Genomic DNA, 20,087 nt, shown 5'->3' with positions numbered 1-20,087 from the left:
CTCCTCGTTTCGTCGGTCCGCTGTCTTCCGTAGTTGCGACAACCCTGACAACCACGTACCCATCACCAGCATTCCATGCGCGGGGCCGGGCCGCGTCCCGGCGGCCCGGCCCCGTCGGATCAGCGTCGGATCAGCGGCCCGGCAGGCTCAGCCCGACCACCAGCGGATCGTGGTCGGATGAGCGGTAGGCGTCCGGCCGGTAGAGCCCCGGCGGGTTGAACTCGGTGTCGTAGTCCAGGACGCGCGGCTCGTCGGCGTTGATGTGCCAGATCGTGGCGCTGGTCACCCGCTTGAGCAGCTGCTTGCCCGCGAACATGTGGTCCAGCTCGCCCGCCAGCCCGTCGAACAGGTAGCTGTAGCGCTGCCGGGCCGGCACGAACCTCTTGGTGAGGCTCGTCATGCCGCCCGCCTCCAGCGTGTCGATGGGGTCCTCCTCGCTGTAGGCGTTGAGGTCGCCGAGCACCAGCGGGCCGGGCAAATCCTTGACGAGCCCGAGCAGCGCCTGGGTCTGCTGGACCCGGGTGGCGTTCCAGCAGCCCTGGCCGTCGCCCTGGTCGGTGTCGGGGCCGCCGGCGGGGCAGGAGCCCTTGGACTTGAGGTGGTTGACCACCATGGTGAACGGCTGGCCGCCGCTCTTCCTGCGGAAGCTCTGGATGAGCGGCGGACGGCTGAAGACCGGGTCCTGCGACGACCGGGCGGCCCCCACCGGCGTCAGCTTGCCCGGCTTGTAGATGATGCCCACCTGGATGGCGTCGGTGCCGGGGAAGGGGTGGCTCAGCGCGGCGTACGTACCCGCGCCGACCTCGGCGTTGACCGCGTCGACGAGCGCCTGCAGGGCGGTCTGGCCGTTGTTCTCGACCTCCATGAGCCCGACCGCGTCGGCGTTTACGCCCTTGAGCGCGGCCACCAGCTTGGCGAGCTGGCGCTGCTGCTCCGCAGCGTCGGTGGCGCCGCGTGAGCCGAGCGTGGTGAACCAGTTCAGCGTGTTGAACGAGGCCACCTTGACGTTGCCCACCACGGGGAAGGGCCGCGGCGGTCGCGGGTTGGTCGCGAGGTACTTGATGGGCTTGGTCGGCTGCAGCCGGTAGCGGTCGAAGCCGTAGCCCAGCACGCCGGTGACGCCGACGGCCGTGTCCCCGGCCCGGACGATCGGCGGCAGGGTGGCCGGGTTCTGCCTGGTGGAGCCGTCGTCGATGAGCAGCGAGCGCCGCTGGTTCGCCGCGGGGTCGACGCCGGGGCGGTCGGTCGGCTGGAACAGCCGGCCGCCGGAGGAGACCGAGACCTCGCCGAAGCGGCCCAGGTTGAAGTGGTCGCCGACGGTCAGTGCCTGGTGGAAGGTGAGGAGCACGTTCTCGACGGCTTCGAGCCGGTCGCTGGGCAGCCGGTAGTTCCGGGGAGCCACCGAGCCGGTGCCGCACACGTCGACGGCTGTGACCGGGGACAGCTCGGTCCACCCGTTGAACTCCGTCGCCCGGCCGGTGACCAGGACCCGGTCGCCGACCTTGACGTCTTTGAGGGTGTCGCGGGCGAAGGCGAACAGCCCGTCGGAGGTCGCCGGGTCGGAGTCCGGCGTCGGGTCCTGCAGGAAGAAGCCGCTGAGCTGGTCGCCGCGCTGGAAGTCGCCGGTGACGACGCCTTCGACGCGTACGGTCTGGCCGGCGAGCGGGGTGGCGTCGCCACTCCCCTGAACCTCCGCGATCTGCCGGTCCGGCGGGGTGTCACAGGGGCCGGCGGGCGCTGCCGCGGCGGGAGTCACCGCGAAGGTGACGGTGAGGGCGGCCGCGGCGAACGCGGCACAAGTTGTCCGGGGTAAAGCGCGCATGACCGGCACTTTAAGGCCTGGTGCGCTTACATATTTCTACATAGATGTGGCTAGATAATGAAATTCCCGACCCTTGACAATGCGGGGCAACGGGTATGACCAGGGTATGGACTGGGTCACCTGCTCCCACGCCGCCGGCTGCACGGGCATCGCCCGCCGGCCATACCGTCTCTGCCTGGCTCATCTCCCTCACGACGAGCTCGCGGTGGCGCTGGCCGCGATCCTGCCCGGCCGCCTGCTCGACCTGCGCGGCACCACCGTCAGCGGCGACCTGATGCGGCGGGTGATGGAGGCCGCGCGGAGCCGGCCCGGCCGGGCCAGGCTGGACCGGGCCAGGTTCACCGGGGACGTCAAGCTCGCCGGCGTGACCTTCCTGGGCGACGTGTCGCTCGACTTCGCCACCTTCGAGCGGCTCGCCTCCTTCTTCGGCGCGGGCTTCGAGGGCAACGTGTCGCTGGCCGGGGCGAGGTTCGCCAGGGAGCTGTCCTTCCACGGCGTCCGCGTGCGGGGGCACATCTCGCTCGATCACGCGGTGATGTCCCGCGACGCCCTGTTCAGCCAGGTCGTCTTCGAGCATGGGCTGTCCTGCGAGGCGGCCCGGTTCGACGGCTACACCACCTTCGACGGCGCCCGGCTGGACGAGGGCGCGAGCTTCCGCGGCGCCAGGTTCGGCCGGACGCTGTCGTTCCGCAAGGTCAGCGGCAGCGCCGGGTTCGACGCGGTGCGCTTCGCGGCCGACGCCTACCTCTCGGCGACCGGACACTTCTCCGCCGCGCGGGCGCACGCCGGCGGCACGCTGGACGTGGCCGTCCAGACCTGCGGGGTCGACCTGCGCCGGGTGGTGGTGGCGGGCGCCACCACGCTGCGGCTGACGGACTCGCAGGCCGACCTGGAGGGCGCGGTCCTGCGCGGCCCGGCGAGCGTGACCGGGCACGGCCGCTCCACGCTGACCTCACTGCGCGAGGTGGACGCCGCGCAGTTGGCCCTGTCGGGGCTGGACCTGTCGGCCTGCCGGTTCGCCGGGCTGACCCACCCGTCGGGCGTGCGGCTGAAGGAGTGCACGTACGCGCTCCCGGGCATGCACATGAGCCTGCGCGGGCCGCTGCTGCGCTGGTTCGCCCGGCGGCGGGCGCCTGCCCCTCGCCCGATCACCTATCGCTAGAGGCGGGCCGCCACCTCGGAGATCGCCTTGAAGTGGGCGGACCGCCAGCCGCCGCCCATGATCCTGCGCGACATCTGCTGCACCGGGTCGTCGGGGTCGAAGCCCTCGTGGTCGAGGAAGAGCCTGGTGCCCCTGCCCTCCGGCTCCAGCCGCCAGGTGACGGTCCAATCCGCGTCGCCGCCCCGCCAGCTCAGCTTGAGCAGCTTGTCCGGCTCGACCTCCAACACCTCGCAGTGGACGATCCCGTCGAAGCCCACCTGCTCCCTTGGCGTGGTGGTGAAGGTGAAGCGGTGCCCCACCTCCGCCTTGATGTCGCCCGGCATGAGCCAGCGCGAGACCAGGTCCGGCTCGGTGATCGCGCGCCACACCTTGGCGGGCGGGTGCGCGATGAACTGGTCGAGCCGGATCGCCCGCCGGTCCTCAGGCGTGTTCTCAGACGTGTTCTCAGGCATCGTCGTCTTCCATCTCGTCCATCAGGTCGCTGAGGCGGGCCAGGCGGTCCCGCCAGAAGTGCTCGTACGGGCTGAGCCAGTCGCGCAGGTCCATCAGCGGGGCCGCCTCCAGCCTGTAGTGCCGTTCGCGGCCCCTGCGGCTCTCGGCCACCAGGCCCGCGTCCTTGAGCACCTTGAGATGCTCCGACACGCTGGGCCGGCTCATGTCGAAGCGCTCCGCCAGCCGCCCGGCGGGCTGGGCTCCCTCGTCGAGCAGCAGCCGCAGCAGCTCGCGCCTGGCCGGGCTCGCCAGCGCGGTGAAGACGTGGTCGGCCGTCATGCCTGGCTGACCACGAAGCCGTTGCCGAAGGGGTCCTGGAACAGCAACTGGCGTCCCCACGGCTGGTCGGCCGGCCCCTCGAAGGCCACACCGTGCTCGCCCAGCCGCGCGGCCAGCGCGTCGAGGTCGGGCGAGGCCAGCACCAGGCCGCCGATCGGCGCCATGCCGGGGAACCAGGAGGCGAGCAGGAGCGTGCTCGCCACGCCCTTGGGGGCGACGGTCAGCCAGCGACCCATCGGGAACGGGTTGTCGGTGCGGACCTCGAAGCCGAGGACCTCGGTGTAGAACGCCAGCGCCCGTTCCTGGTCGGCGACGGGCACGGTCACGGTCACGATCTGGGAGATGAACATGTCAGCCACTATATGTAGGAAATTTCCTACTCATCAATGCCCGGCTGCGGAGAGTCAGGGGAAAACCCCGATAGGGCACCGGCGCGCCGGTCCGTAAACTGGTGCGCATGCGGATCGACGACTACGTGAGCGAGCTCCACAGCGCCCTGCGCGGGCCGCACGGGCCCAAGCACGATCTGGTCGTCGAGGCCCGCGACAGCCTGGTCGACACCGCGGACGCGCTGGAGGGAGACGGCCTGACGCGGGCCGAGGCCGAGCGGCTGGCGGTCGAGGAGTTCGGCCGGGTCCGCGAGATCGCGCCCGGCTACCAGGCGGAGCTGACCGCGACGGCCGGGCGCAGAATGGCGCTGCTGCTGCTCGTCAGCCTGCCCGCGACGGTGCTCATGTGGAGCCTGGTCTGGCGGTTCTACCCCGACGATGTCACCTCCTGGACCGAGCTCCCGGCGTGGTATGGCGTCGTCTCCCGGCTGCTCGACCTCCTGCAGCTCGCGGTCGGGGTGTACGGCGGGCTCGCGCTGCTGGCCCTGGGCCGGGGCAGCCGCTGGATCGCCCGTCCCCACCTGGTGACCCGGTCGCTGGGCCTGGCCGTCTGGGTGATGCTGCCGGTGACGTCGGTCCTGGGCCTGCTGATGTCCCAGGACAACTCCATGTCCGCCGACCTCGGCACCTTTCCGGCCGTGCTGCTGGTCAGTCTGCTGACCTACGCCTGCGCGGGCGTGCAGCTCTACTGCGCCACCCGGTGCATCCGGCTCAGCCGGACGGCCTGACCTCCGGCCGCAGCACGCCGCCGATCACGGTGGCGAACTCCTGCCAGGCCGACCGCTCCCCCTGCAGCTGCTTGCTGCCGGAGTCGGTCAGCCGGTAGGTGCGCCGACGGCGGCCGCTCACCGTGGCCCATTCGCTGGACAGCAGGCCGGCGCGCTCCAGCTTGCGCAGCGCCGGATAGACGGTGCCGGTCGGCACGCTGAGCGCACCGCCGCTGCGCTCCTGGAGGGCCTCGATGATGGCGTAGCCGTGCAGCGGCTCTCGCTCCAGCACGGACAGCAGCAGGGCGTCCATGTGGCCCCGGAGCGCGTCGGGATTCATGACCACGATCCTAGGCAACGACTCGTCATGTAGACAGCCTACATGTAGGCTCTCTATAGGTAGACAGACATAACGACGGGATGTGAAGCGATGGACGTACTCGATCTGGCCCGATTGCAGTTCGCGGCGACAGGGAGTCTGCACTTCCTGTTCGTCGTGCTCACCCTCGGGCTGGCGCCGCTGGTGGCGATCATGCACACGCGCTGGGCGTGGTCCGGCAGGCCGCTGCACGAGCGGATGACCCGGTTCTGGGGCCAGCTCTACGTGATCAACTACGCGCTGGGCATCGTCACCGGGCTGGTGATGGAGTTCCAGTTCGGGCTGTCGTGGAGCGGGCTGACCGACTACGCGGGCGACGTGTTCGGCGCCCCGCTGGCCATGGAGACGCTGGTCGCGTTCTTCCTGGAGTCGACCTTCCTGGGTCTGTGGATCTTCGGGTGGGGGAAGCTGCCGAAGTGGGCCCACCTGGCCTGCATCTGGCTGGTGACCGCCACGGCCTACGCCAGCGCCTTCTTCATCATGGTCGCCAACTCCTTCCTGCAGAACCCGGCGGGGGCGGTGCTGTCCGGCGGGCGGCTCGAACTGACCGACTTCGGCGCGCTGCTGACGAACAAGGCCCTGATCTTCTCCTTCCCGCACGTGCTGGGGGCCGGGCTGTTCACCGGGGCGATGGTGCTCGTCGGGGCCAGCGCCTACCAGCTGCGCCGCCGTACCGTTGAGGTGGAGTTCTTCACCCGGTCGCTGCGCATGGGCGTGCTCGCCGCCTCGATCGGCATCTTCTTGACCCTGAGTTTCGGCTACATGCAGTTCGTCGGCGTCCCGGAGGGCAAGTTCGACGGCGACACCGCCGCGATCCCGCTCTCGATCATGATGGAGGGCGGCAATCTGCTGGCCCTGGTCGTGCTGTTCTTCATGCTGCCGTTGATCGCCGTCCTGCCGCGGTGGCGGTGGACGCACCCGATCCTCATCGCGCTCACGCCGGTGCCCTTCGCGATGGCGATCGTCGGCTGGCTGGCCAGGGAGCTGGGACGGCAGCCCTGGATGATCTGGGAGAAACTGACCGTGGCCGACGCCCTGTCGCCAGGGCTCACCGCCGGCATGGTCACCGCCTCCCTCGTCGGCTTCGTCGCGGTGCTCGGGATGCTCGCGATCGTCGACTACGTGCTCATCGCCCGGCTGATCAAGCGCGGCCCGGACGACCTCGACCTCGGCGCCGCAGCCGAGCAGCGCGCCCCCGCGCTGTCCTCCTAGGAGTGCTCGCCATGGAACTGATCTGGTACGCCGTCTTCGCCGTGCTGCTGGCCGGCTACTTCGCCCTGGAGGGCTTCGACCTGGGAGTCGGGCTGCTGTTACCGGTGCTCGGCCGGACCGGCGAGGACCGGGATCGCATGGTCGCCGCCGTCGCGCCGTTCGTGCTGGCCAACGAGGTGTGGCTGGTGGCGGTGGCCGGGACGCTCGTCGGCGCCTATCCGCTGCTCGAAGGCGAGGTGCTGTTCGGGCTCTACCCGCTCGTGGTGGGGATGCTGCTGGCGTGGGTGGTGCGTGACGCCGGGCTGTGGTTCCGGCGCAGGATCGACGGCCCGGTCTGGCGGCGGTTCTGGGACCTGATGATCACGGCCGGCTCGCTGGGGCTGTCGTTCGGCTGGGGGGTCGCGCTGTACGCGGCGGCAACCGGGTTCGCCTCGTCGCCGCTGCATCCGCTGGGGCTGCTGCTGGGCGTGGTGGTGACGCTGCTGTTCGCCTTCCACGGCTGGACGTTCCTGGCCTGGCGGGCGCCCGGGTTCGCGGGGGCCACCCGGCCGGGGCGCGCTCTGCTGGGCACGGGGCTGCTCGCCGCGCTCCCCGCCATAGCCGTGCTGGCGGGCGGCATGGGGCATCTGCTCGACCACAGCGCGCCCACCGCCACGCTGAGTGTGCTCAGTCTCATGGTCCTGCCGTTCGCACCCATCATGCTGGGCGCGCAAGTATGGACATGGCGCACTTTCCGCCCAGGTAAGGCCGCCAACCGGATCCCATCGTTCTTCTGAGGACACGTGCACAAGGACCTCCTGCGCCTGATGCGGGCCGAGCAGTCGGTACGCCGCCACCTCGCCGTCACCTTCGTCGCGGCGGTGGCGGCGGGGCTGCTCGTCCTGGTGCAGGCCGAACTGCTGGCCGGAGTGCTGTCGGGCCGGTTCGCCGCCGTCGCGCTCGCCGGGGTGGCCGCGGTGGTCGGCCTGCGGGCGCTGCTGGCGTGGACCCAGGGCGTGTACGCCGGCCGCACCGCCACCGGCGTCAAGTCCGCGCTCCGGCACCGCCTGCTGGCCAGGCTGCGGGAGCTCGGCCCGGCACGGCTGGCCGGGCACCGCTCGGGCGAGCTCGTCACCCTCACCGGACGCGGCCTCGATGGCCTCGACGCCTACCTGACCGGCTACCTGCCCGCGATCGCCGTGGCCGCGGTGGTCCCGGTCGCGGTGCTCGTCCGGCTGTTCGCCGCCGACCTGGCCAGTGCCGTCATCGTGCTGGTCACCCTGCCGTTGATCCCGATCTTCGGCGCGCTGGTCGGCATGACCACCAAGGCCGTCACCGAGCGGCAGTTCCAGGCGCTGTCCCGGCTCGGCGGGCACTTCCTCGACGTGGTCCGCGGCCTGCCCACGCTGCGCGCCTTCGGCCGGGCCCGCTACCAGGCGACGGTCATCGAGCGGGTCGCCGACGCCCACCGGGGCGCCACCATGCGGACGCTGCGGGTGGCGTTCCTGTCGTCGCTGGTGCTGGAGCTGTGCGCGTCGCTGTCGCTGGCGCTGGTGGCCGTGCCCATCGGGCTGCGGCTGCTGGGCGGCTCGCTCGACCTGACGACCGCCCTGCTGGTGCTGCTGCTGGCGCCGGAGGCGTACCTGCCGCTGCGCGCCATGGGCACGCGGTTCCACGCCTCGATGGAGGGAGTGGCCGCCGCCGACGCCGCCTTCGCCGTACTGGACCGCGAGTCCGACCCCACCACGGCGCCTCTCGATCACACGCCCGCCCCCAGCGCATCCGCACCCCCCACCGCGCCCGCACCCCACGGCGGTGCGCCTGCCGATCATCGCGGGGCCGGCCGCGGCTCGCCTGGGGTGGGGGCTGCGCCGCGGGCGTTGCCGGGTGGGCCGCCGCGTATCCGGCTGGAGGACGTCACCGTCCGCTATCCCGGGCGTGACGATCCCGCGCTCGAACATGTCACGCTCACCATCGAGCCCGGCGAGCGGGTGGCGCTGGTCGGCGAGAGTGGCGGCGGCAAGAGCACGCTGCTCAGCTTGCTGCTCGGCTTCGTACGGCCGTCCGAGGGCCGGGTCCTGGTCGACGGGACCGATCTGCGTGAGCTCGACCTGGACGGCTGGCGCGCTCGCCTGGCGTTCGTGCCGCAGCGTCCGCATCTGTTCACCACCACGGTGGCCGGCAACATCCGGCTCGGCGCCCCGGCCGCGTCCCTCCAGGAGGTCCGGCAGGCGGCCACGGCCGCCCACGTGCACGACTTCATCGACGAGCTCCCCCAGGGGTACGAGACCCAGGTCGGCGAGCGGGGCGCGAACCTGTCCGCGGGCCAGCGCCAGCGCATCGCCCTGGCCAGAGCCTTCTGCCGGCCTTCGGCACCGGTCCTGCTGCTGGACGAGCCCACGGCCCGGCTCGACGGCCGCAGCGAGGCGGCCGTGGTCGCCGCGACCGCCGGCCTCTGCCACGGCCGCACCGCCGTCATCGTGGCCCACCGCCCGGCGATGATCGAGCTCGCGGACCGGGTGATCCGCCTCCATGGCGGCCGGGTGATCGCGGATACGACGTCCGGCTCCGCCCCCGGGAATCAGGCGGACCGCCGCGTCACGAACGACCACGGAGGGAACGGCCGACCCGCCGATGGAGCGGACCAGGAACGAGCGAACCAGGAACGAGCGGACCGGGACCCAGCGGTGAGTCCGCGTACGGGATCGACGAGCACGAGGAGCGAAGCGTGAACCGGCGCATGGGGTGGCGGCTGGTCCTGGCCGCGCTGGCCGGGGGCGCGGCCGACCTGGCCGGGCTGGGGCTGATCGCCGCGGCCGCCTGGCTGATCACGAGGGCGGCCGAGCAGCCGCCGCTGGCGGCGCTCAGCGTGGCGATCGTGGCCACCCGGGCGTTCGCCACCAGCAGGGGCGTGTTCAGGTACGCCGAGCGGCTCACCGGGCATGACGTGGCGCTGCGGGCCCAGGCGGACAGCCGCGAGCGGCTCTACGCCTCGCTCATCACGCCCCGGCAGCCCAGGCATGGCGGCGCGGACCTGCTGAGCCGGATGGTGGACGACACCGAGGCGGTGCAGGACCTGCTCGTGCGCTGCCTGCTGCCGGCCGCCGCTGCCGCCATGGCCGGGCTGGCCGCGGTGGTCGTCGGGCTGACGCTGCTGCCCGTCACGGCGCTGGTGCTGGCCGCCGGGCTGGTGGTGGCGGGGGTACTGCTGCCCGCGAGCACGGCCACGGCGGCGCGGCGCTGGTCGGCCAGGATCGCGCCGGCCAGGGCCGAGCTGGCCGGCCGGGTGGCCGATCTGGTGCACGGCTCGGCGGACCTGGCCGCGTACGGCGCCGGCGACCGCGCCCTGGCCGACGCGATGGCCGCCGACGAGCGGCTGGCCGGGCTCGAACGCCGCCAGGCTCGCGTGCACGCCACGGCCCTGGCGGGCGGGACCCTGGTGCAGGGGCTGACGGTGGCCGCGATCGTGCTGATCGCGCAGAGCGCGGGCGTCGGCACGGTGGCCACCGCCGTGCTCGCGCTGACGGCGCTGGTGTCCTTCGAGCCCGTGCTGCCGCTGGCCGCGGCGGGCGAGCGGCTCGCGGGCGTGCTGGCGGCCCTGCGGCGGCTGCGCGAGGTCCGGTCCGCTCCCCCCATGATCACCGAACCGGCCGCGCCGGCCCCTCCTCCGGCCTCCCCGCTGACCGTCGACATCAACGACCTGGTCGTACGGCATGCTCCCCGAACCCCCGCCGGCCAGGAGGATGGCCGGGCGGCGGTCGATGGGGTGTCGTTGACGTTGACGCCGGGGAAGCGGGTCGCGCTGGTGGGGCCGAGCGGGGCCGGGAAGAGCACGGTGCTGGCGGCGTTGATGCGGCTGGTCGACCCTGAGTCAGGAAATATCAGGATCAATGGGGTCGACAGCAGGGACATGGCCTCTGATGACGTTCGCGCGCTGATGACCGGCCTCACCCAGGATCCGTACATCTTCCAGACTTCCCTGCGCGACAACCTGCGCCTGGCCGGGCCCGAGGCGGGCGAGGAGGAGCTGCTGCGCGCCGTACGGGATGCCCGCCTGGAGCACTGGGTCGAGCGGACCGGCTGGGACGCCGAGCTGGGCGAGGACGGCGGCACCGTGTCCGGCGGCCAGTTGCAGCGGCTGGCGCTGGCCAGGGCGCTGCTGTACGACCCGCCGGTGCTGCTGCTGGACGAGCCGGCCGAGGCGCTGGACGAGGAGACGGCCGACGCGCTGATGGAAGACCTGCTCGACGTGACGCACGACCGCACCACGCTGCTCGTCACGCACCGGCTCAAGGGCCTGGAGCGGGTGGACGAGATCGTCGTCCTGGAGGAAGGGCGGGTCGTGCAGCGCGGCCACCACGACGAGCTCGTCGGGCAGGCGGGCTACTACCGGGACCTGTGGGAGTCCGAGGTGCTGACCCGCCGCTGAGCCGGGAACCATCCGAGCGACCCGCTCGTTGGCTTGGCATGACAGACTGGTTTAAAAGACAAACCAGTTTGCTGCCAAGAGGAGTTGCCATGACAGACGACGGGGAGCAGGCCCCCGCTCCCGAGGACACCCTCCGTCTCATGGAGGAGCAGCGGGCCGCCACCGTGAGGGCGCTGCGCGGCGATCCGCTGCTGCTCTACGGGCCGTGGGGTGTCGCCTGGCTGCTCGGGTTCGGCGCCTTCTTCCTGCACTACGGCCTCGACGGGGTCCCTTACGCGCCGATCAGCTGGGCGCAGGCGATGAGCGTGCTGATGTGCGGGCTGCTGGTGGCCGGTGGCGTGGCGGCCTTCGGGATCGTCAGGATGACCGGCGTGATCCGGGGCGGGACCGCGGCCAAGGGCGCGATGTTCGGCTACACCTGGTTCGCCGGCATGGTCCTGATGTCCGTGATCGCCGCCCACTTCAGCCCCATGCTGCCCGATCACCAGGCCGGCCTGCTCTGGTCGAGCATCGCCCTCATGCTGGTCGCCGTCCTCTACATGGCCGGCGGCGCGATCTACCACAACTGGCCGATGTTCTTCGTGGGCGTCTGGATCGCGGCGGTGAACGCGCTGGGGGTGATCCTCGGCCCCGGCTGGCACGCGCTGCTGGCGGCGGTGCTGCTCGGCGGCGGGCAGATCGCGGTCGCGTTCTGGCTCCGGCGGCGCACGTGACCGCGGACCACGCGCTGCCCGAGCTCGACCCGGTGATCCACGCCCAGGCCAGGCTGCGCGTGATGGTCACGCTCAACACGCTGGCCGACGGCGACGAGATCGCCTTCCCCGTGCTGAAGGACCTGCTGGGCATGACGGCCGGCAACCTGTCCGTCCACCTGTCCAAGCTCGAAGAGGCGGCTTACGTGCACATCATCAAGACGCACAAGGGCCGCACCCCCATCACCTTCGTCGCGCTGACCAAGCGCGGGCGGCTCGCCCTGGAGGACTACACCACGGCGATTCGCGCCCTACTCGACTCCGCAGGAGGCACGTCATGACAGTCCTCGCCAGAACGGTCGAGGTCACCCGGCGCTACGGGAGCACGCTCGCCCTCGACAGCGTCTCCCTCGACATCCGCCCCGGCGAGCTGGTCGGCCTGCTCGGCCCCAACGGCGCGGGCAAGTCCACCCTCATCAACCTGTTCGTGGGACTGCGCCGCCCCACCTCCGGCACGGTCGAGGTGCTCGGCGGCTCCCCCGCCGACCCGCTGGTCCGGCGCGGCATCGGCGTCACGCCGCAGGAGAGCGGCCTGCCCGAGGTGCTCCGGGTCGGCGAGCTCGTCGACTTCGTGTCCGCGCACTTCCCGGACCGGGCCGACAGGTCCGAGCTGCTGGCCCGCTTCGACCTCGGCGACCTGGTCAAGCGCCAGATCGGCGGCCTGTCCGGCGGGCAGAAGCGGCGGCTGGCGGTGGCGCTGGCGTTCGCGGGCAACCCCCGGCTGGTCTTCCTGGACGAGCCGACCACCGGGCTCGACGTCGAGGCCAGGCGGGCGCTCTGGGACGGCATCAGGGCCTTCCACGCCGAAGGCGGCACGGTGCTGCTGACCAGCCACTATCTGGAGGAGATCGAGGCGCTGGCGCAGCGGGTGGTGGTCGTCGGCCAGGGCCGGGTGCTCGCCGACGACACCGTCCAGGCCATCCGCGACATGGTCGGCGTACGACGCGTCTCCCTGGTCGCGGCCGAGCTGCCCGAGCTGCCCGGGGTGATCGCCCACCACCGCGAGGACGGCCGCGTCCACCTGGTCACCGCCGACCCTGACCGGCTGGTGGTCGAGCTGGTGCGCAGCGGCGCCGCGTTCTCCGGCCTGGAGATCAGGCCTACCTCTCTCGAAGAGGCCTTCCTCGCCATCACCGCCAAGGAGGCGTCCCATGTCTAGCCTGATCCTCGCCCACACCCGCTACCAGGCCCTGGAGCAGCTCCGGGTGCCGATCGGCCTGCTGGCCAGCTCGCTGTTCCCGGCCATCTCGATGCTGGCGTTCGTGGTGCCGTTCGCCGGCGGCGACCCGCTCGCGGCGACGACCGCGACGGGGTCGATGATGCTGATCGGCGCGATGTCGGCGGCGCTGATGTCGCTGTCCATCTCGGTCTCGCAGGATCGCGAGCAGCCCTGGAACCCCTACCTGCGCACCCTGCCCGCGGGCCCGTTCCCGCGCTTCGCCGGGCGGATCCTGACCACCATGGGCATGATGCTCATCTCGGTGATCCCGGTGCTGGTGATCGCGGGCCTGTTCACCGAGGCGACCATCACCGTGCCGCGCTTACTGCTCGGGGTGGCGGCGGTGCTCGTCTCGTCGATCCCGTTCATGCTGATCGGCCTGTTCATCGGCTTCGCGATGCCGTCGAAGGCGGCCATCGCGGTCTCGCAGATCCTGTTCTTCCCGCTGGCGATCGTGGGCGGGCTGATGATGCCCCTCCAGGTGATGCCCGCCTTCGTGGAGACCATCTCGCGGTTCGTGCCCAGCCGGGGCGCGGGTGAGCTGGTCTGGTGGCTGGCCACGGGCGTCGAGCCGAAGGTGCTGCCCCTGGTGACGCTGGTGATCTGGACGCTGGTCGCCGGGGCGGCGGCGGCCTGGGCCTACCGGCGCGACGAAGGGCGCCGGTTCTCCTGAGAGCCCGGAGAACGGGGGGGTGTGCCGCCAAGTCCGCAGCGATCTCGACGGCACACCCGTCCGTGAGGGGGTCCTGTTATTTCTTCTCCTGGAGGGTCACGGCGACGGAGCTCTCTTCGCCGTCCCTCATATAAGTGATCTGAACCTGTTGGCCCGGTTTGAAACCTCTGACCTGCCCAACAACGGTATCTCCACCCTCGACCGCCTTGCCATCGACCCGGGTGATGAGGTCGCCCTGCTTCAGTCCTGCCTTGTCCGCCGGGCTCGCGGGGGTCACCTCGCGGACCAGCGCGCCGGCCACGTCGCCGGTGGCGTCGGTGACGCTCACGCCGAGGAACGCGTGGCTGACCTTGCCGCTGTTGATGAGCTGGTCGGACACCTGCTTGGCGGTGTTGATCGGGATGGCGAAGCCGACGCCGATGTTGCCGTTGCCGCCGCCGCCCGTGGCGATGGCGGTGTTGATGCCGACCAGCTGCCCGCCGGCGTTCACCAGCGCGCCGCCCGAGTTGCCGGGGTTGATCGCCGCGTCCGTCTGGATGGCGCCGCCGATCGTGGTGACCTCACCCGCTCCGCCGCCCTGTCCCCATCCGGGCGGCGCCTGCTGCTGCTCGCCGCCGACGGTCAGGGTGCGGTCGAGCGCGCTGACGATGCCCATGGTGACGGAGCCGGACAGGCCGAGCGGGCTGCCCAGAGCCAGCACGGAGTCACCCACCTTGAGCGCGTCGCTGTCGCCGAGGGTCGCCGCGGTCAGCCCGGAGACGTCCTCCGCCCTGATGACCGCCAGGTCGGTGGCGGGGTCGGTGCCGACGACGGACGCCTTGGCCGTCCTGCCGTCGTTGAATTTCACGGTCATCCCGCCGCCGCCCTGACCGGCGCCCACGACCACGTGGTTGTTGGTCAGGATCAGCCCGTCCTCCGACAGGACGACGCCCGAACCCTCACCGGTGGCTCCCTTGATCATCACGACCGAGGGCTGCACCTTCGCCGCGACATCGGGGACGCTGAGCGGGTTGGAGGCCTGCTTGAACGTCGGGCTCGGATTGCTCGCGGTGACGACCTGCGGCTCCTGGAACGCGGTGGCCACCGTCGCCCCGACGGCGCCGCCGCCGATGGCCATGGCCGCCAGGGCCAGGCCCGCGAGCGCCTTCTGCCGGGCGGAGAAGCCCGGCTTGGCCCGCGCGGGAGGCGGCGGGGGCGGCGGGCCCATGATCACAGTGTCCCGCCGGGGGAAGCCCCCGGCGGAGGGCGGAGTGTCGCCGAACTGGCTCCACCCGCCTGCGCGCTGATCGCGAGGCTCGTTCGCGTCCATCTTCATCTCCTCAAGTCCCGATGACTCAAGAGTGCCAAGTCCCGCGTAAGACCTGCTTAAGCGCTTGATCAGAGGATGCTGTGCAGCCTGACGACAGCCTTATCACCGCAGGTAGGGGGGCGGTCACCGAGACCGGGACGACCCGGAATTCCCGGCGTGGCGCGGCCGGGGTATGTCCCGCCTAGGGGCGCGCGGGCCAGTATTCATCCTTGAGCAGCCGTTTGTACAGTTTTCCCGTGGGATGCCGGGGCAACTCCGCGCGGAAGTCCACCGACTTCGGGCACTTGTAGTGGGCCAGCCGTGAGCGGCAGTACTCGATCAGCTCCGCCTCCAGCTCCGGCCCCGCCTCGGCCATGGACACCGGCTGCACCACCGCCTTGACCTGCTCGCCCATCTCCTCGTCCGGTACGCCGAGCACCGCCACGTCGGCGACCTTGGGGTGGACGCTCAGCAGGTTCTCCGCCTCCTGCGGATAGATGTTCACCCCACCCGAGATGATCATGTACGAGCGGCGGTCGGTCAGGTGCAGGAAGCCGTCGGCGTCGAGGTAACCGATGTCGCCGAGGGTGGTCCATCCCCTGCCCAGCGGATCCTGGACCGATCGGGTCTTGTCCGGGTCGCCGTGGTACTCGAAGGTGATGCCGCTGTCGAAGTAGACGGTGCCGTGCTCGCCCGCCGGGAGTTCGGCGCCGTTCTCGTCGCAGATGTGCACGGTGCCGAGCAGGGAGCGGCCGACCGTGCCCCGGTGGGTCAGCCAGTCGGCGGAGTTCACGTACAGGAAGCCGTTGCCCTCGGTGCCGGCGTAGTACTCGTGGATGATCGGGCCCCACCAGTCGATCATCTGCTCCTTGACCGGGATCGGGCAGGGGGCGGCGGCGTGGATGGCGCACTTCAGCGACGACAGGTCGTATTTCTCGCGCGTCCCGGCGGGCAGCTTGAGCATCTTGATGAACATGGTGGGGACGAGTTGTGAGTGCGTCACCCGGTACTTCTCGATCAGGCGCAGATACTCCTCCGGGTCGAAGCGCTCCATGACGACGACCGTGGCGCCGAGCCGCTGGAAGGTGAGGCTGTAGCGCAGCGGCGCGGCGTGGTAGAGCGGCGCGGGCGACAGGTAGACGCTGTCGGCCGACGGCGCGAACAGCCCCTGGATGAGCCGGTACAGCATGCCCGGCTCGGCGAGCGGCGCGTGGGCGAGGGCCGGCTTGATGCCCTTGGGCATGCCGGTGGTGCCGGAGGAGTAGAGCATGTCGGCGCCCTGGCACTCGTCGTCGATCGGGGTGACCGGCTGCCCGGCCACCGCCTCCTCGTACGACTCGAAGCCGTCGGCGACCCCGTCCAGCATGAGGCGCAGCTCGACGGCGGTGGTGCCGGTGGCGGCGGAGATGGCGACGTCGGCCAGGTCGGCACTCGAGATGAACACCCGGGCGCCGCAGTTCTCGATGATGTAGGACAGCTCGGCCGCCTGCAGCCGGGAGTTGATCGCGGTGTAGTAGAGGCCGGAGCGGTGTGCCGCCCAGGCGATCGCGAGGAAGAGCGGATGGTTGCCGAGCATGAAGGCGACATGATCCCCCGGCCTGAGGCCGGCGGCGCGGAACAGGTGGGCCAGCCGGTTCGACTCCTCGTCGAGCCGGCGGTAGGTGATGACCTGGCCGGAGCCCGCCATGATCACAGCGGGCTTGTCCGGGCTGACGGCTGCGATGGCTCCGGGGTACATGACCGAACACTATTCTGTTCATCGGCCTGTCCGCCAGAACCCCTTGGAGAGACGGCGAAGCCGCGACCTCGCCTTCGAGGTCGCGGCTCCGTCATCGATCACCGGTCAGGGAGCGGCGTGGTACACGTCCTCCCAGTCCGAGTGCCAGCCCTTCGGCGACCACTCGTTGCCCCGGCTCACCTTCACCGTGATGTGCTCGGCGTCCTTACCGGAGAAGGAGAAGTGCTTCGGGAACTTGTGGCAGTTGTCGTACCGCTCGAAGTGCGTGGAACCGTCGTGCTCGACGATCTTGAAGGTCGCCCACGCACAGTCGTTCTTGCCCCACCACTTCTTGTTGTAGAGGTTTCCGTGCACCGTGTAGGTGTCGACGTGCTTCCACTCGAACACGTGCTTCTTGACCTTCTTCGGCACCCACTTGCACTTCGTGTCGCCGTCCTTTTCCCAGCAGATCTTCTTCTTGACCCAGAAGGTCTTCCAGTACCACTCCTTGTACTTCTTCTGGTGGAAGACGACGCTGCCCTTGGCGCTGGCCTTGCCGTCGCTGGAGTCGTAGGCACCCCAGCTGTCGTAGGAGGATGTGGCCGACGCGGCCGTCGTCGTGGTCGTCGCGCCGGCGGCGGCGGGCGCGGCGATGGCGACGGAGGTGGCGGCGGCGACACCGATCAGGATGCGGGTTGCGAATCGCACTTCGGGACTCCTCGGGAGAGGTTGTGCTGTGCTGTCCCTGTATTGATAAGCCGGACCAATTGCCCATCACTTACAACTCGCTTGAAACGGTCCAAAATCTGTATTCCCGACATTTCCTGATCTTTACTGATTTCACTCGGCGGCGATCACCGAACCCGCGTACTTCTGCGCGATGAAGTCCTTCACTTTCTGATCATTCAGGAGCTTGCCCAGGGTGACGATATTCGCGTCCTTCTCGTGGCCGGCCGCGACCACCAGGCCGTTCACGTACGGGTTCCCCTCGGTCTTCTCCAGCACCAGCGCGTCGGTGGCGGGCTTGAGCCCGGCCTCGATGGCGTAGTTGCCGTTGATCACCGCCGCGTCGACGTCGTCCAGCGACCGGGGCAGCTGCGCGGCCTCCAGCGGCTTGAAGACGAGGTTCTTGGGGTTGCCGGTCACGTCCCGCTCGGTCGCGGCGGTGCCGGCGCCCTCCTTGAGGGTGACCACGCCGTTGTCGGCGAGCAGCTTGAGCGCGCGGCCCAGGTTGGTGGCGTCGTTCGGGACGGCCACGGTGGCGCCCGCCGGCAGCGCGGCGAGCTCGGTCGACTTCTTGGAGTACAGACCCAGCGGCTCCAGGTGCACCGGCGTGACGAAGCTCAGCTTGGTGCCCTTGGAGGCGTTGAAGTCGTCCAGGTACGGCTTGTGCTGGAAGAAGTTGGCCGCGAGCAGGCCCTCCTCCAGCTGCACGTTCGGCTGCACATAGTCGGTGAACTCGACGATCTCGAGCTTGATCCCGGCGGCGGGGGCCAGGTTGTCCTTGACGAAGGTGAGGATCTCGGCGTGCGGGACCGGGGACGCGCCGACCTTCAGCACGGTGTCCGCCGACTCGGCCGGTGTAGCGGAGGGTGTCGTACCGCACGCGGCGAGCAACAGCGAGAGGACAGCAGCGCCCACAAGGCGATTAATTTTCATGATTTTTCCTTACTTATGCGATAGGCGCCGGGCGAGAAGGTCGCCCAGGCTCTGCATGATTTGCACGATCACGATGAGCACCACGACGGTGACGATCATGACCGCCGTCTCGAACCGCTGATATCCGTACCTGATGGCCAGGTCGCCCAGCCCGCCGCCGCCGATGGTCCCCGCCATCGCGGTGTAACCGATCAGCGCGACCACCGTCACGGTCACCCCCGCGACGATCCCCGGCAGCGCCTCGGGCAGCAGCACCTTCCACACGACGGCGCCGCGACCGGCCCCCATCGCCTGCGCCGCCTGGATCACGTCCCGGTCGACCTCGCGCAGCGCCGTCTCCACCAGCCGGGCGAAGAACGGCACCGCGCCGACGGTGAGCGGCACCACCACCGCGGCGGTGCCGATCGTGGTGCCCACGACCAGCCGGGTGAACGGGATGATCGCGATCATCAACACGATGAACGGCAGCGACCGTCCCACGTTGACGATCACGCCGAGGATCGACTTGAGCACCGGCAGCGGCCGCAGCCCGCCTCGGTCGAACACCACCAGCGCCACACCCAGCGGCAGGCCGAGCAGCACCGTGAACACCGCCGCCCAGCCGACCATCACCCCGGTCTGCCAGGTGGCCTCCCACAGCAGGGGAGCCATCTCGTCCCAGGTCATCGAGCCCGCCCCGCCTCTTCGTTGGTGACCGTACCGTTCATGACGTCTCCACCAGCAGGCCGCGCTCGCGCAGGTACGTCAGCGCGGCCGGGACCTGCTCGCCCGAGAAGGCGACCCGCAGGCGGCCGACGGAGCCGCCCGCGAGGTCCTCGATCGAGCCGCCCAGGATGCTGACGTCCACGTCGAACTTGCGCACCGCCTCCGACACCAGCGGCTGCCGGGGGTCGCCGGTGAAGGTGAGCGTGACCGAACCCGCCGGGGCGGGGTCGGGCAGCGGGAAGATCTCCCTGGTGAGCCGCGAGCCGGGCGTCCTGATGAGGTCGCCGATCGGGCCCGACTCCTCGACGCGGCCGCCGGACATGATGGCGACCGAGTCGCAGATGCTCTTGACGACGTCCATCTCGTGCGTGATCAGCAGGATCGTCAGCCCGAGCTCGGCGTTGAGCCGCCGGAGCAGGGCCAGGATGGACTGCGTGGTGCCGGGGTCGAGCGCCGAGGTGGCCTCGTCCGACAGCAGCACCGACGGGTTGCCCGCCAGCGCCCTGGCGATGCCGACCCGCTGCTTCTGCCCGCCGGACAACTGGTGCGGGTGATCGCCGCCACGCCCGCCGAGTCCGACCAGGTCGAGCAGCTCGCCGACCCGGCGCCGCCGCTCGGCCCTGGGCACGCCCATGACCTCCAGGGGGAAAGACACGTTTCCGGCGACCGTACGCGAGGAGAGCAGCGCGAAGTGCTGGTGGATCATGCCGATGCGCTGGCGGGCGCGGTTGAGGTCCTTGCCGCGCAGCGCCGTCAGGTCCTGCCCGGCCACCGTCACGGTGCCGGCGCTCGGCCGCTCCAGCAGGTTGACGCAGCGCAGGAGAGTGCTCTTGCCCGCGCCGCTCTGCCCGACCACACCGTAGACCTCGCCCTGACGCACGTTCAGGTCGACACCGTCCAGTGCGACGGTGCCGCCGTACGACTTGCGCAGGCCGGAAACCTGGATCACGCCATCTCCCCATGACTGACAGCGGCCACCATGGCGGGGTCGCTGGAACGGACATCGAAACGGGGAGGGGTTAGCGCATGCCCGAGTGATAGGGCAGGTGGCTCAGCCTGCTCAGCACGAAAGAGGGTGTGATCATGATGACCTTCGAGGGGTGCGGACGGTTCGGTCTAACGGCGCAGGGCGGGCATGCGCCGCCCCCTACAGCCGCGACAGCACCCAGCGCCTCTGGCGCCCCGGTCGTCCGCGTGTGCCTCGTTCACGCCCGTTCCAACAAG

At 70.6% G+C, this 20,087-nt stretch carries 21 protein-coding genes; 10 read left to right on the top strand and 11 right to left on the bottom strand.

The features are described from left to right. Window positions 1-130 precede the first annotated feature (130 nt). Window positions 131-1,822 (bottom strand): ExeM/NucH family extracellular endonuclease, encoded by a 1,692-nt coding sequence (locus IEY87_RS20285; RefSeq protein WP_189140254.1) that lies wholly within the window; start codon window positions 1,820-1,822, stop codon window positions 131-133. Window positions 1,823-1,928: 106 nt separating this feature from the next. On the opposite strand from IEY87_RS20285, the gene IEY87_RS20280 reads away from it, so the two are divergent. After that, on the top strand, window positions 1,929-2,984 hold the full coding sequence (locus IEY87_RS20280; protein ID WP_189140253.1) for a pentapeptide repeat-containing protein: 1,056 nt from the start codon (window positions 1,929-1,931) through the stop codon (window positions 2,982-2,984). On the opposite strand, the gene IEY87_RS20275 is transcribed toward IEY87_RS20280, so the two are convergent. The 3 genes from IEY87_RS20275 to IEY87_RS20265 are packed head-to-tail and all read right to left on the bottom strand — an operon-like array spanning window position 2,981 to window position 4,105. Continuing rightward, window positions 2,981-3,436, bottom strand: a complete 456-nt coding sequence (locus IEY87_RS20275) for an SRPBCC family protein (protein ID WP_189140252.1) — start codon at window positions 3,434-3,436, stop codon at window positions 2,981-2,983. The genes IEY87_RS20280 and IEY87_RS20275 overlap by 4 nt on opposite strands. Continuing rightward, window positions 3,429-3,755, bottom strand: a complete 327-nt coding sequence (locus tag IEY87_RS20270) for an ArsR/SmtB family transcription factor (protein WP_189140251.1) — start codon at window positions 3,753-3,755, stop codon at window positions 3,429-3,431. The genes IEY87_RS20275 and IEY87_RS20270 overlap by 8 nt, the downstream gene beginning before the upstream one ends. Further along, window positions 3,752-4,105, bottom strand: coding sequence for a VOC family protein (locus IEY87_RS20265; protein ID WP_189140250.1), 354 nt, complete (start codon window positions 4,103-4,105; stop codon window positions 3,752-3,754). Before IEY87_RS20265 ends, IEY87_RS20270 begins: the two co-directional genes overlap by 4 nt. 107 nt (window positions 4,106-4,212) lie before the next feature. Here IEY87_RS20265 and IEY87_RS20260 point away from each other — a divergent pair, with 107 nt between their 5' ends. Further along, window positions 4,213-4,872: a permease prefix domain 1-containing protein gene (locus tag IEY87_RS20260; protein WP_189140249.1), complete on the top strand. Its 660-nt coding sequence runs from the start codon at window positions 4,213-4,215 to the stop codon at window positions 4,870-4,872. Here IEY87_RS20260 and IEY87_RS20255 read toward each other — a convergent pair. Further along, window positions 4,856-5,191, bottom strand: a complete 336-nt coding sequence (locus tag IEY87_RS20255) for a PadR family transcriptional regulator (protein WP_189140248.1) — start codon at window positions 5,189-5,191, stop codon at window positions 4,856-4,858. The genes IEY87_RS20260 and IEY87_RS20255 overlap by 17 nt on opposite strands. A 90-nt stretch (window positions 5,192-5,281) precedes the next feature. On the opposite strand from IEY87_RS20255, the gene IEY87_RS20250 reads away from it, so the two are divergent. The 8 genes from IEY87_RS20250 to IEY87_RS20215 all read left to right on the top strand — a co-directional run bounded on the left by IEY87_RS20250 (window position 5,282) and on the right by IEY87_RS20215 (window position 13,494). After that, on the top strand, window positions 5,282-6,442 hold the full coding sequence (locus tag IEY87_RS20250; RefSeq protein WP_189140247.1) for a cytochrome ubiquinol oxidase subunit I: 1,161 nt from the start codon (window positions 5,282-5,284) through the stop codon (window positions 6,440-6,442). 11 nt (window positions 6,443-6,453) lie between these two features. Then, window positions 6,454-7,218 carry a cytochrome d ubiquinol oxidase subunit II gene (locus tag IEY87_RS20245; RefSeq protein ID WP_189140246.1) on the top strand — a complete coding sequence of 255 codons (765 nt, stop codon included), beginning with the start codon at window positions 6,454-6,456 and terminating at the stop codon, window positions 7,216-7,218. A 6-nt stretch (window positions 7,219-7,224) separates the two neighbouring features. Continuing rightward, the gene (gene cydD, locus IEY87_RS20240; RefSeq protein WP_189140245.1) at window positions 7,225-9,153 is read left to right on the top strand and encodes a thiol reductant ABC exporter subunit CydD; all 1,929 of its coding nucleotides are present in this window, start codon (window positions 7,225-7,227) and stop codon (window positions 9,151-9,153) included. Next, window positions 9,150-10,850, top strand: a complete 1,701-nt coding sequence (cydC, locus tag IEY87_RS20235) for a thiol reductant ABC exporter subunit CydC (protein ID WP_225277513.1) — start codon at window positions 9,150-9,152, stop codon at window positions 10,848-10,850. Before cydD ends, cydC begins: the two co-directional genes overlap by 4 nt. Window positions 10,851-10,939: 89 nt before the next feature. Next, window positions 10,940-11,563, top strand: coding sequence for a transporter (locus IEY87_RS20230; protein WP_189140244.1), 624 nt, complete (start codon window positions 10,940-10,942; stop codon window positions 11,561-11,563). Then, the gene (locus IEY87_RS20225; protein WP_225277512.1) at window positions 11,560-11,883 is read left to right on the top strand and encodes a transcriptional regulator; all 324 of its coding nucleotides are present in this window, start codon (window positions 11,560-11,562) and stop codon (window positions 11,881-11,883) included. The genes IEY87_RS20230 and IEY87_RS20225 overlap by 4 nt, the downstream gene beginning before the upstream one ends. Beyond that, complete coding sequence (locus IEY87_RS20220) at window positions 11,880-12,761, top strand: ABC transporter ATP-binding protein (RefSeq protein ID WP_189140243.1); 882 nt, start codon at window positions 11,880-11,882, stop codon at window positions 12,759-12,761. The genes IEY87_RS20225 and IEY87_RS20220 overlap by 4 nt, the downstream gene beginning before the upstream one ends. Beyond that, a complete protein-coding gene (locus tag IEY87_RS20215) occupies window positions 12,754-13,494 on the top strand; it encodes an ABC transporter permease (RefSeq protein ID WP_189140242.1) in 741 nt (246 codons plus the stop codon). Before IEY87_RS20220 ends, IEY87_RS20215 begins: the two co-directional genes overlap by 8 nt. 76 nt (window positions 13,495-13,570) lie before the next feature. On the opposite strand, the gene IEY87_RS20210 is transcribed toward IEY87_RS20215, so the two are convergent. The 6 genes from IEY87_RS20210 to IEY87_RS20185 form a co-directional block, all read right to left on the bottom strand. After that, window positions 13,571-14,803: a S1C family serine protease gene (locus IEY87_RS20210; protein WP_189140241.1), complete on the bottom strand. Its 1,233-nt coding sequence runs from the start codon at window positions 14,801-14,803 to the stop codon at window positions 13,571-13,573. A 181-nt stretch (window positions 14,804-14,984) separates the two neighbouring features. Beyond that, window positions 14,985-16,520 carry an AMP-binding protein gene (locus IEY87_RS20205; RefSeq protein WP_189140240.1) on the bottom strand — a complete coding sequence of 512 codons (1,536 nt, stop codon included), beginning with the start codon at window positions 16,518-16,520 and terminating at the stop codon, window positions 14,985-14,987. 105 nt (window positions 16,521-16,625) lie between these two features. Continuing rightward, window positions 16,626-17,207 carry a hypothetical protein gene (locus tag IEY87_RS20200; RefSeq protein ID WP_189140239.1) on the bottom strand — a complete coding sequence of 194 codons (582 nt, stop codon included), beginning with the start codon at window positions 17,205-17,207 and terminating at the stop codon, window positions 16,626-16,628. Window positions 17,208-17,339: 132 nt separating this feature from the next. Continuing rightward, window positions 17,340-18,158 (bottom strand): MetQ/NlpA family ABC transporter substrate-binding protein, encoded by an 819-nt coding sequence (locus IEY87_RS20195; RefSeq protein ID WP_189140238.1) that lies wholly within the window; start codon window positions 18,156-18,158, stop codon window positions 17,340-17,342. A gap of 9 nt (window positions 18,159-18,167) precedes the next feature. Next, entirely contained in the window at window positions 18,168-18,824 is a 657-nt protein-coding gene (locus tag IEY87_RS20190) for a methionine ABC transporter permease (RefSeq protein WP_189140237.1), read from the bottom strand. 37 nt (window positions 18,825-18,861) lie between these two features. Next, window positions 18,862-19,812, bottom strand: a complete 951-nt coding sequence (locus tag IEY87_RS20185) for a methionine ABC transporter ATP-binding protein (protein WP_189140236.1) — start codon at window positions 19,810-19,812, stop codon at window positions 18,862-18,864. Window positions 19,813-20,087 lie beyond the last annotated feature (275 nt).

It is taken from the genome of Nonomuraea glycinis (genome assembly GCF_014646515.1).
GTDB classification, from domain to species: domain Bacteria; phylum Actinomycetota; class Actinomycetes; order Streptosporangiales; family Streptosporangiaceae; genus Nonomuraea; species Nonomuraea glycinis.
Note: the sequence above shows the minus strand (reverse complement) of the source record. Positions and strands in the feature narration are given on the sequence as shown.

Bases quoted from the DNA above. Each gene is read 5' to 3' on its own strand.
- IEY87_RS20190 (WP_189140237.1), bottom strand. From the start codon at position 18,824: ATGACCTGGGACGAGATGGCTCCCCTGCTGTGGGAGGCCACCTGGCAG.
- IEY87_RS20215 (WP_189140242.1), top strand. From the start codon at position 12,754: ATGTCTAGCCTGATCCTCGCCCACACCCGCTACCAGGCCCTGGAGCAG.
- IEY87_RS20250 (WP_189140247.1), top strand. From the start codon at position 5,282: ATGGACGTACTCGATCTGGCCCGATTGCAGTTCGCGGCGACAGGGAGT.
- IEY87_RS20270 (WP_189140251.1), bottom strand. From the start codon at position 3,755: ATGACGGCCGACCACGTCTTCACCGCGCTGGCGAGCCCGGCCAGGCGC.
- IEY87_RS20285 (WP_189140254.1), bottom strand. From the start codon at position 1,822: ATGCGCGCTTTACCCCGGACAACTTGTGCCGCGTTCGCCGCGGCCGCC.
- IEY87_RS20220 (WP_189140243.1), top strand. From the start codon at position 11,880: ATGACAGTCCTCGCCAGAACGGTCGAGGTCACCCGGCGCTACGGGAGC.
- IEY87_RS20210 (WP_189140241.1), bottom strand. From the start codon at position 14,803: ATGGACGCGAACGAGCCTCGCGATCAGCGCGCAGGCGGGTGGAGCCAG.
- IEY87_RS20195 (WP_189140238.1), bottom strand. From the start codon at position 18,158: ATGAAAATTAATCGCCTTGTGGGCGCTGCTGTCCTCTCGCTGTTGCTC.
- IEY87_RS20275 (WP_189140252.1), bottom strand. From the start codon at position 3,436: ATGCCTGAGAACACGTCTGAGAACACGCCTGAGGACCGGCGGGCGATC.
- IEY87_RS20260 (WP_189140249.1), top strand. From the start codon at position 4,213: ATGCGGATCGACGACTACGTGAGCGAGCTCCACAGCGCCCTGCGCGGG.
- IEY87_RS20230 (WP_189140244.1), top strand. From the start codon at position 10,940: ATGACAGACGACGGGGAGCAGGCCCCCGCTCCCGAGGACACCCTCCGT.
- IEY87_RS20255 (WP_189140248.1), bottom strand. From the start codon at position 5,191: ATGAATCCCGACGCGCTCCGGGGCCACATGGACGCCCTGCTGCTGTCC.
- IEY87_RS20205 (WP_189140240.1), bottom strand. From the start codon at position 16,520: ATGTACCCCGGAGCCATCGCAGCCGTCAGCCCGGACAAGCCCGCTGTG.
- IEY87_RS20265 (WP_189140250.1), bottom strand. From the start codon at position 4,105: ATGTTCATCTCCCAGATCGTGACCGTGACCGTGCCCGTCGCCGACCAG.
- IEY87_RS20245 (WP_189140246.1), top strand. From the start codon at position 6,454: ATGGAACTGATCTGGTACGCCGTCTTCGCCGTGCTGCTGGCCGGCTAC.
- IEY87_RS20280 (WP_189140253.1), top strand. From the start codon at position 1,929: ATGGACTGGGTCACCTGCTCCCACGCCGCCGGCTGCACGGGCATCGCC.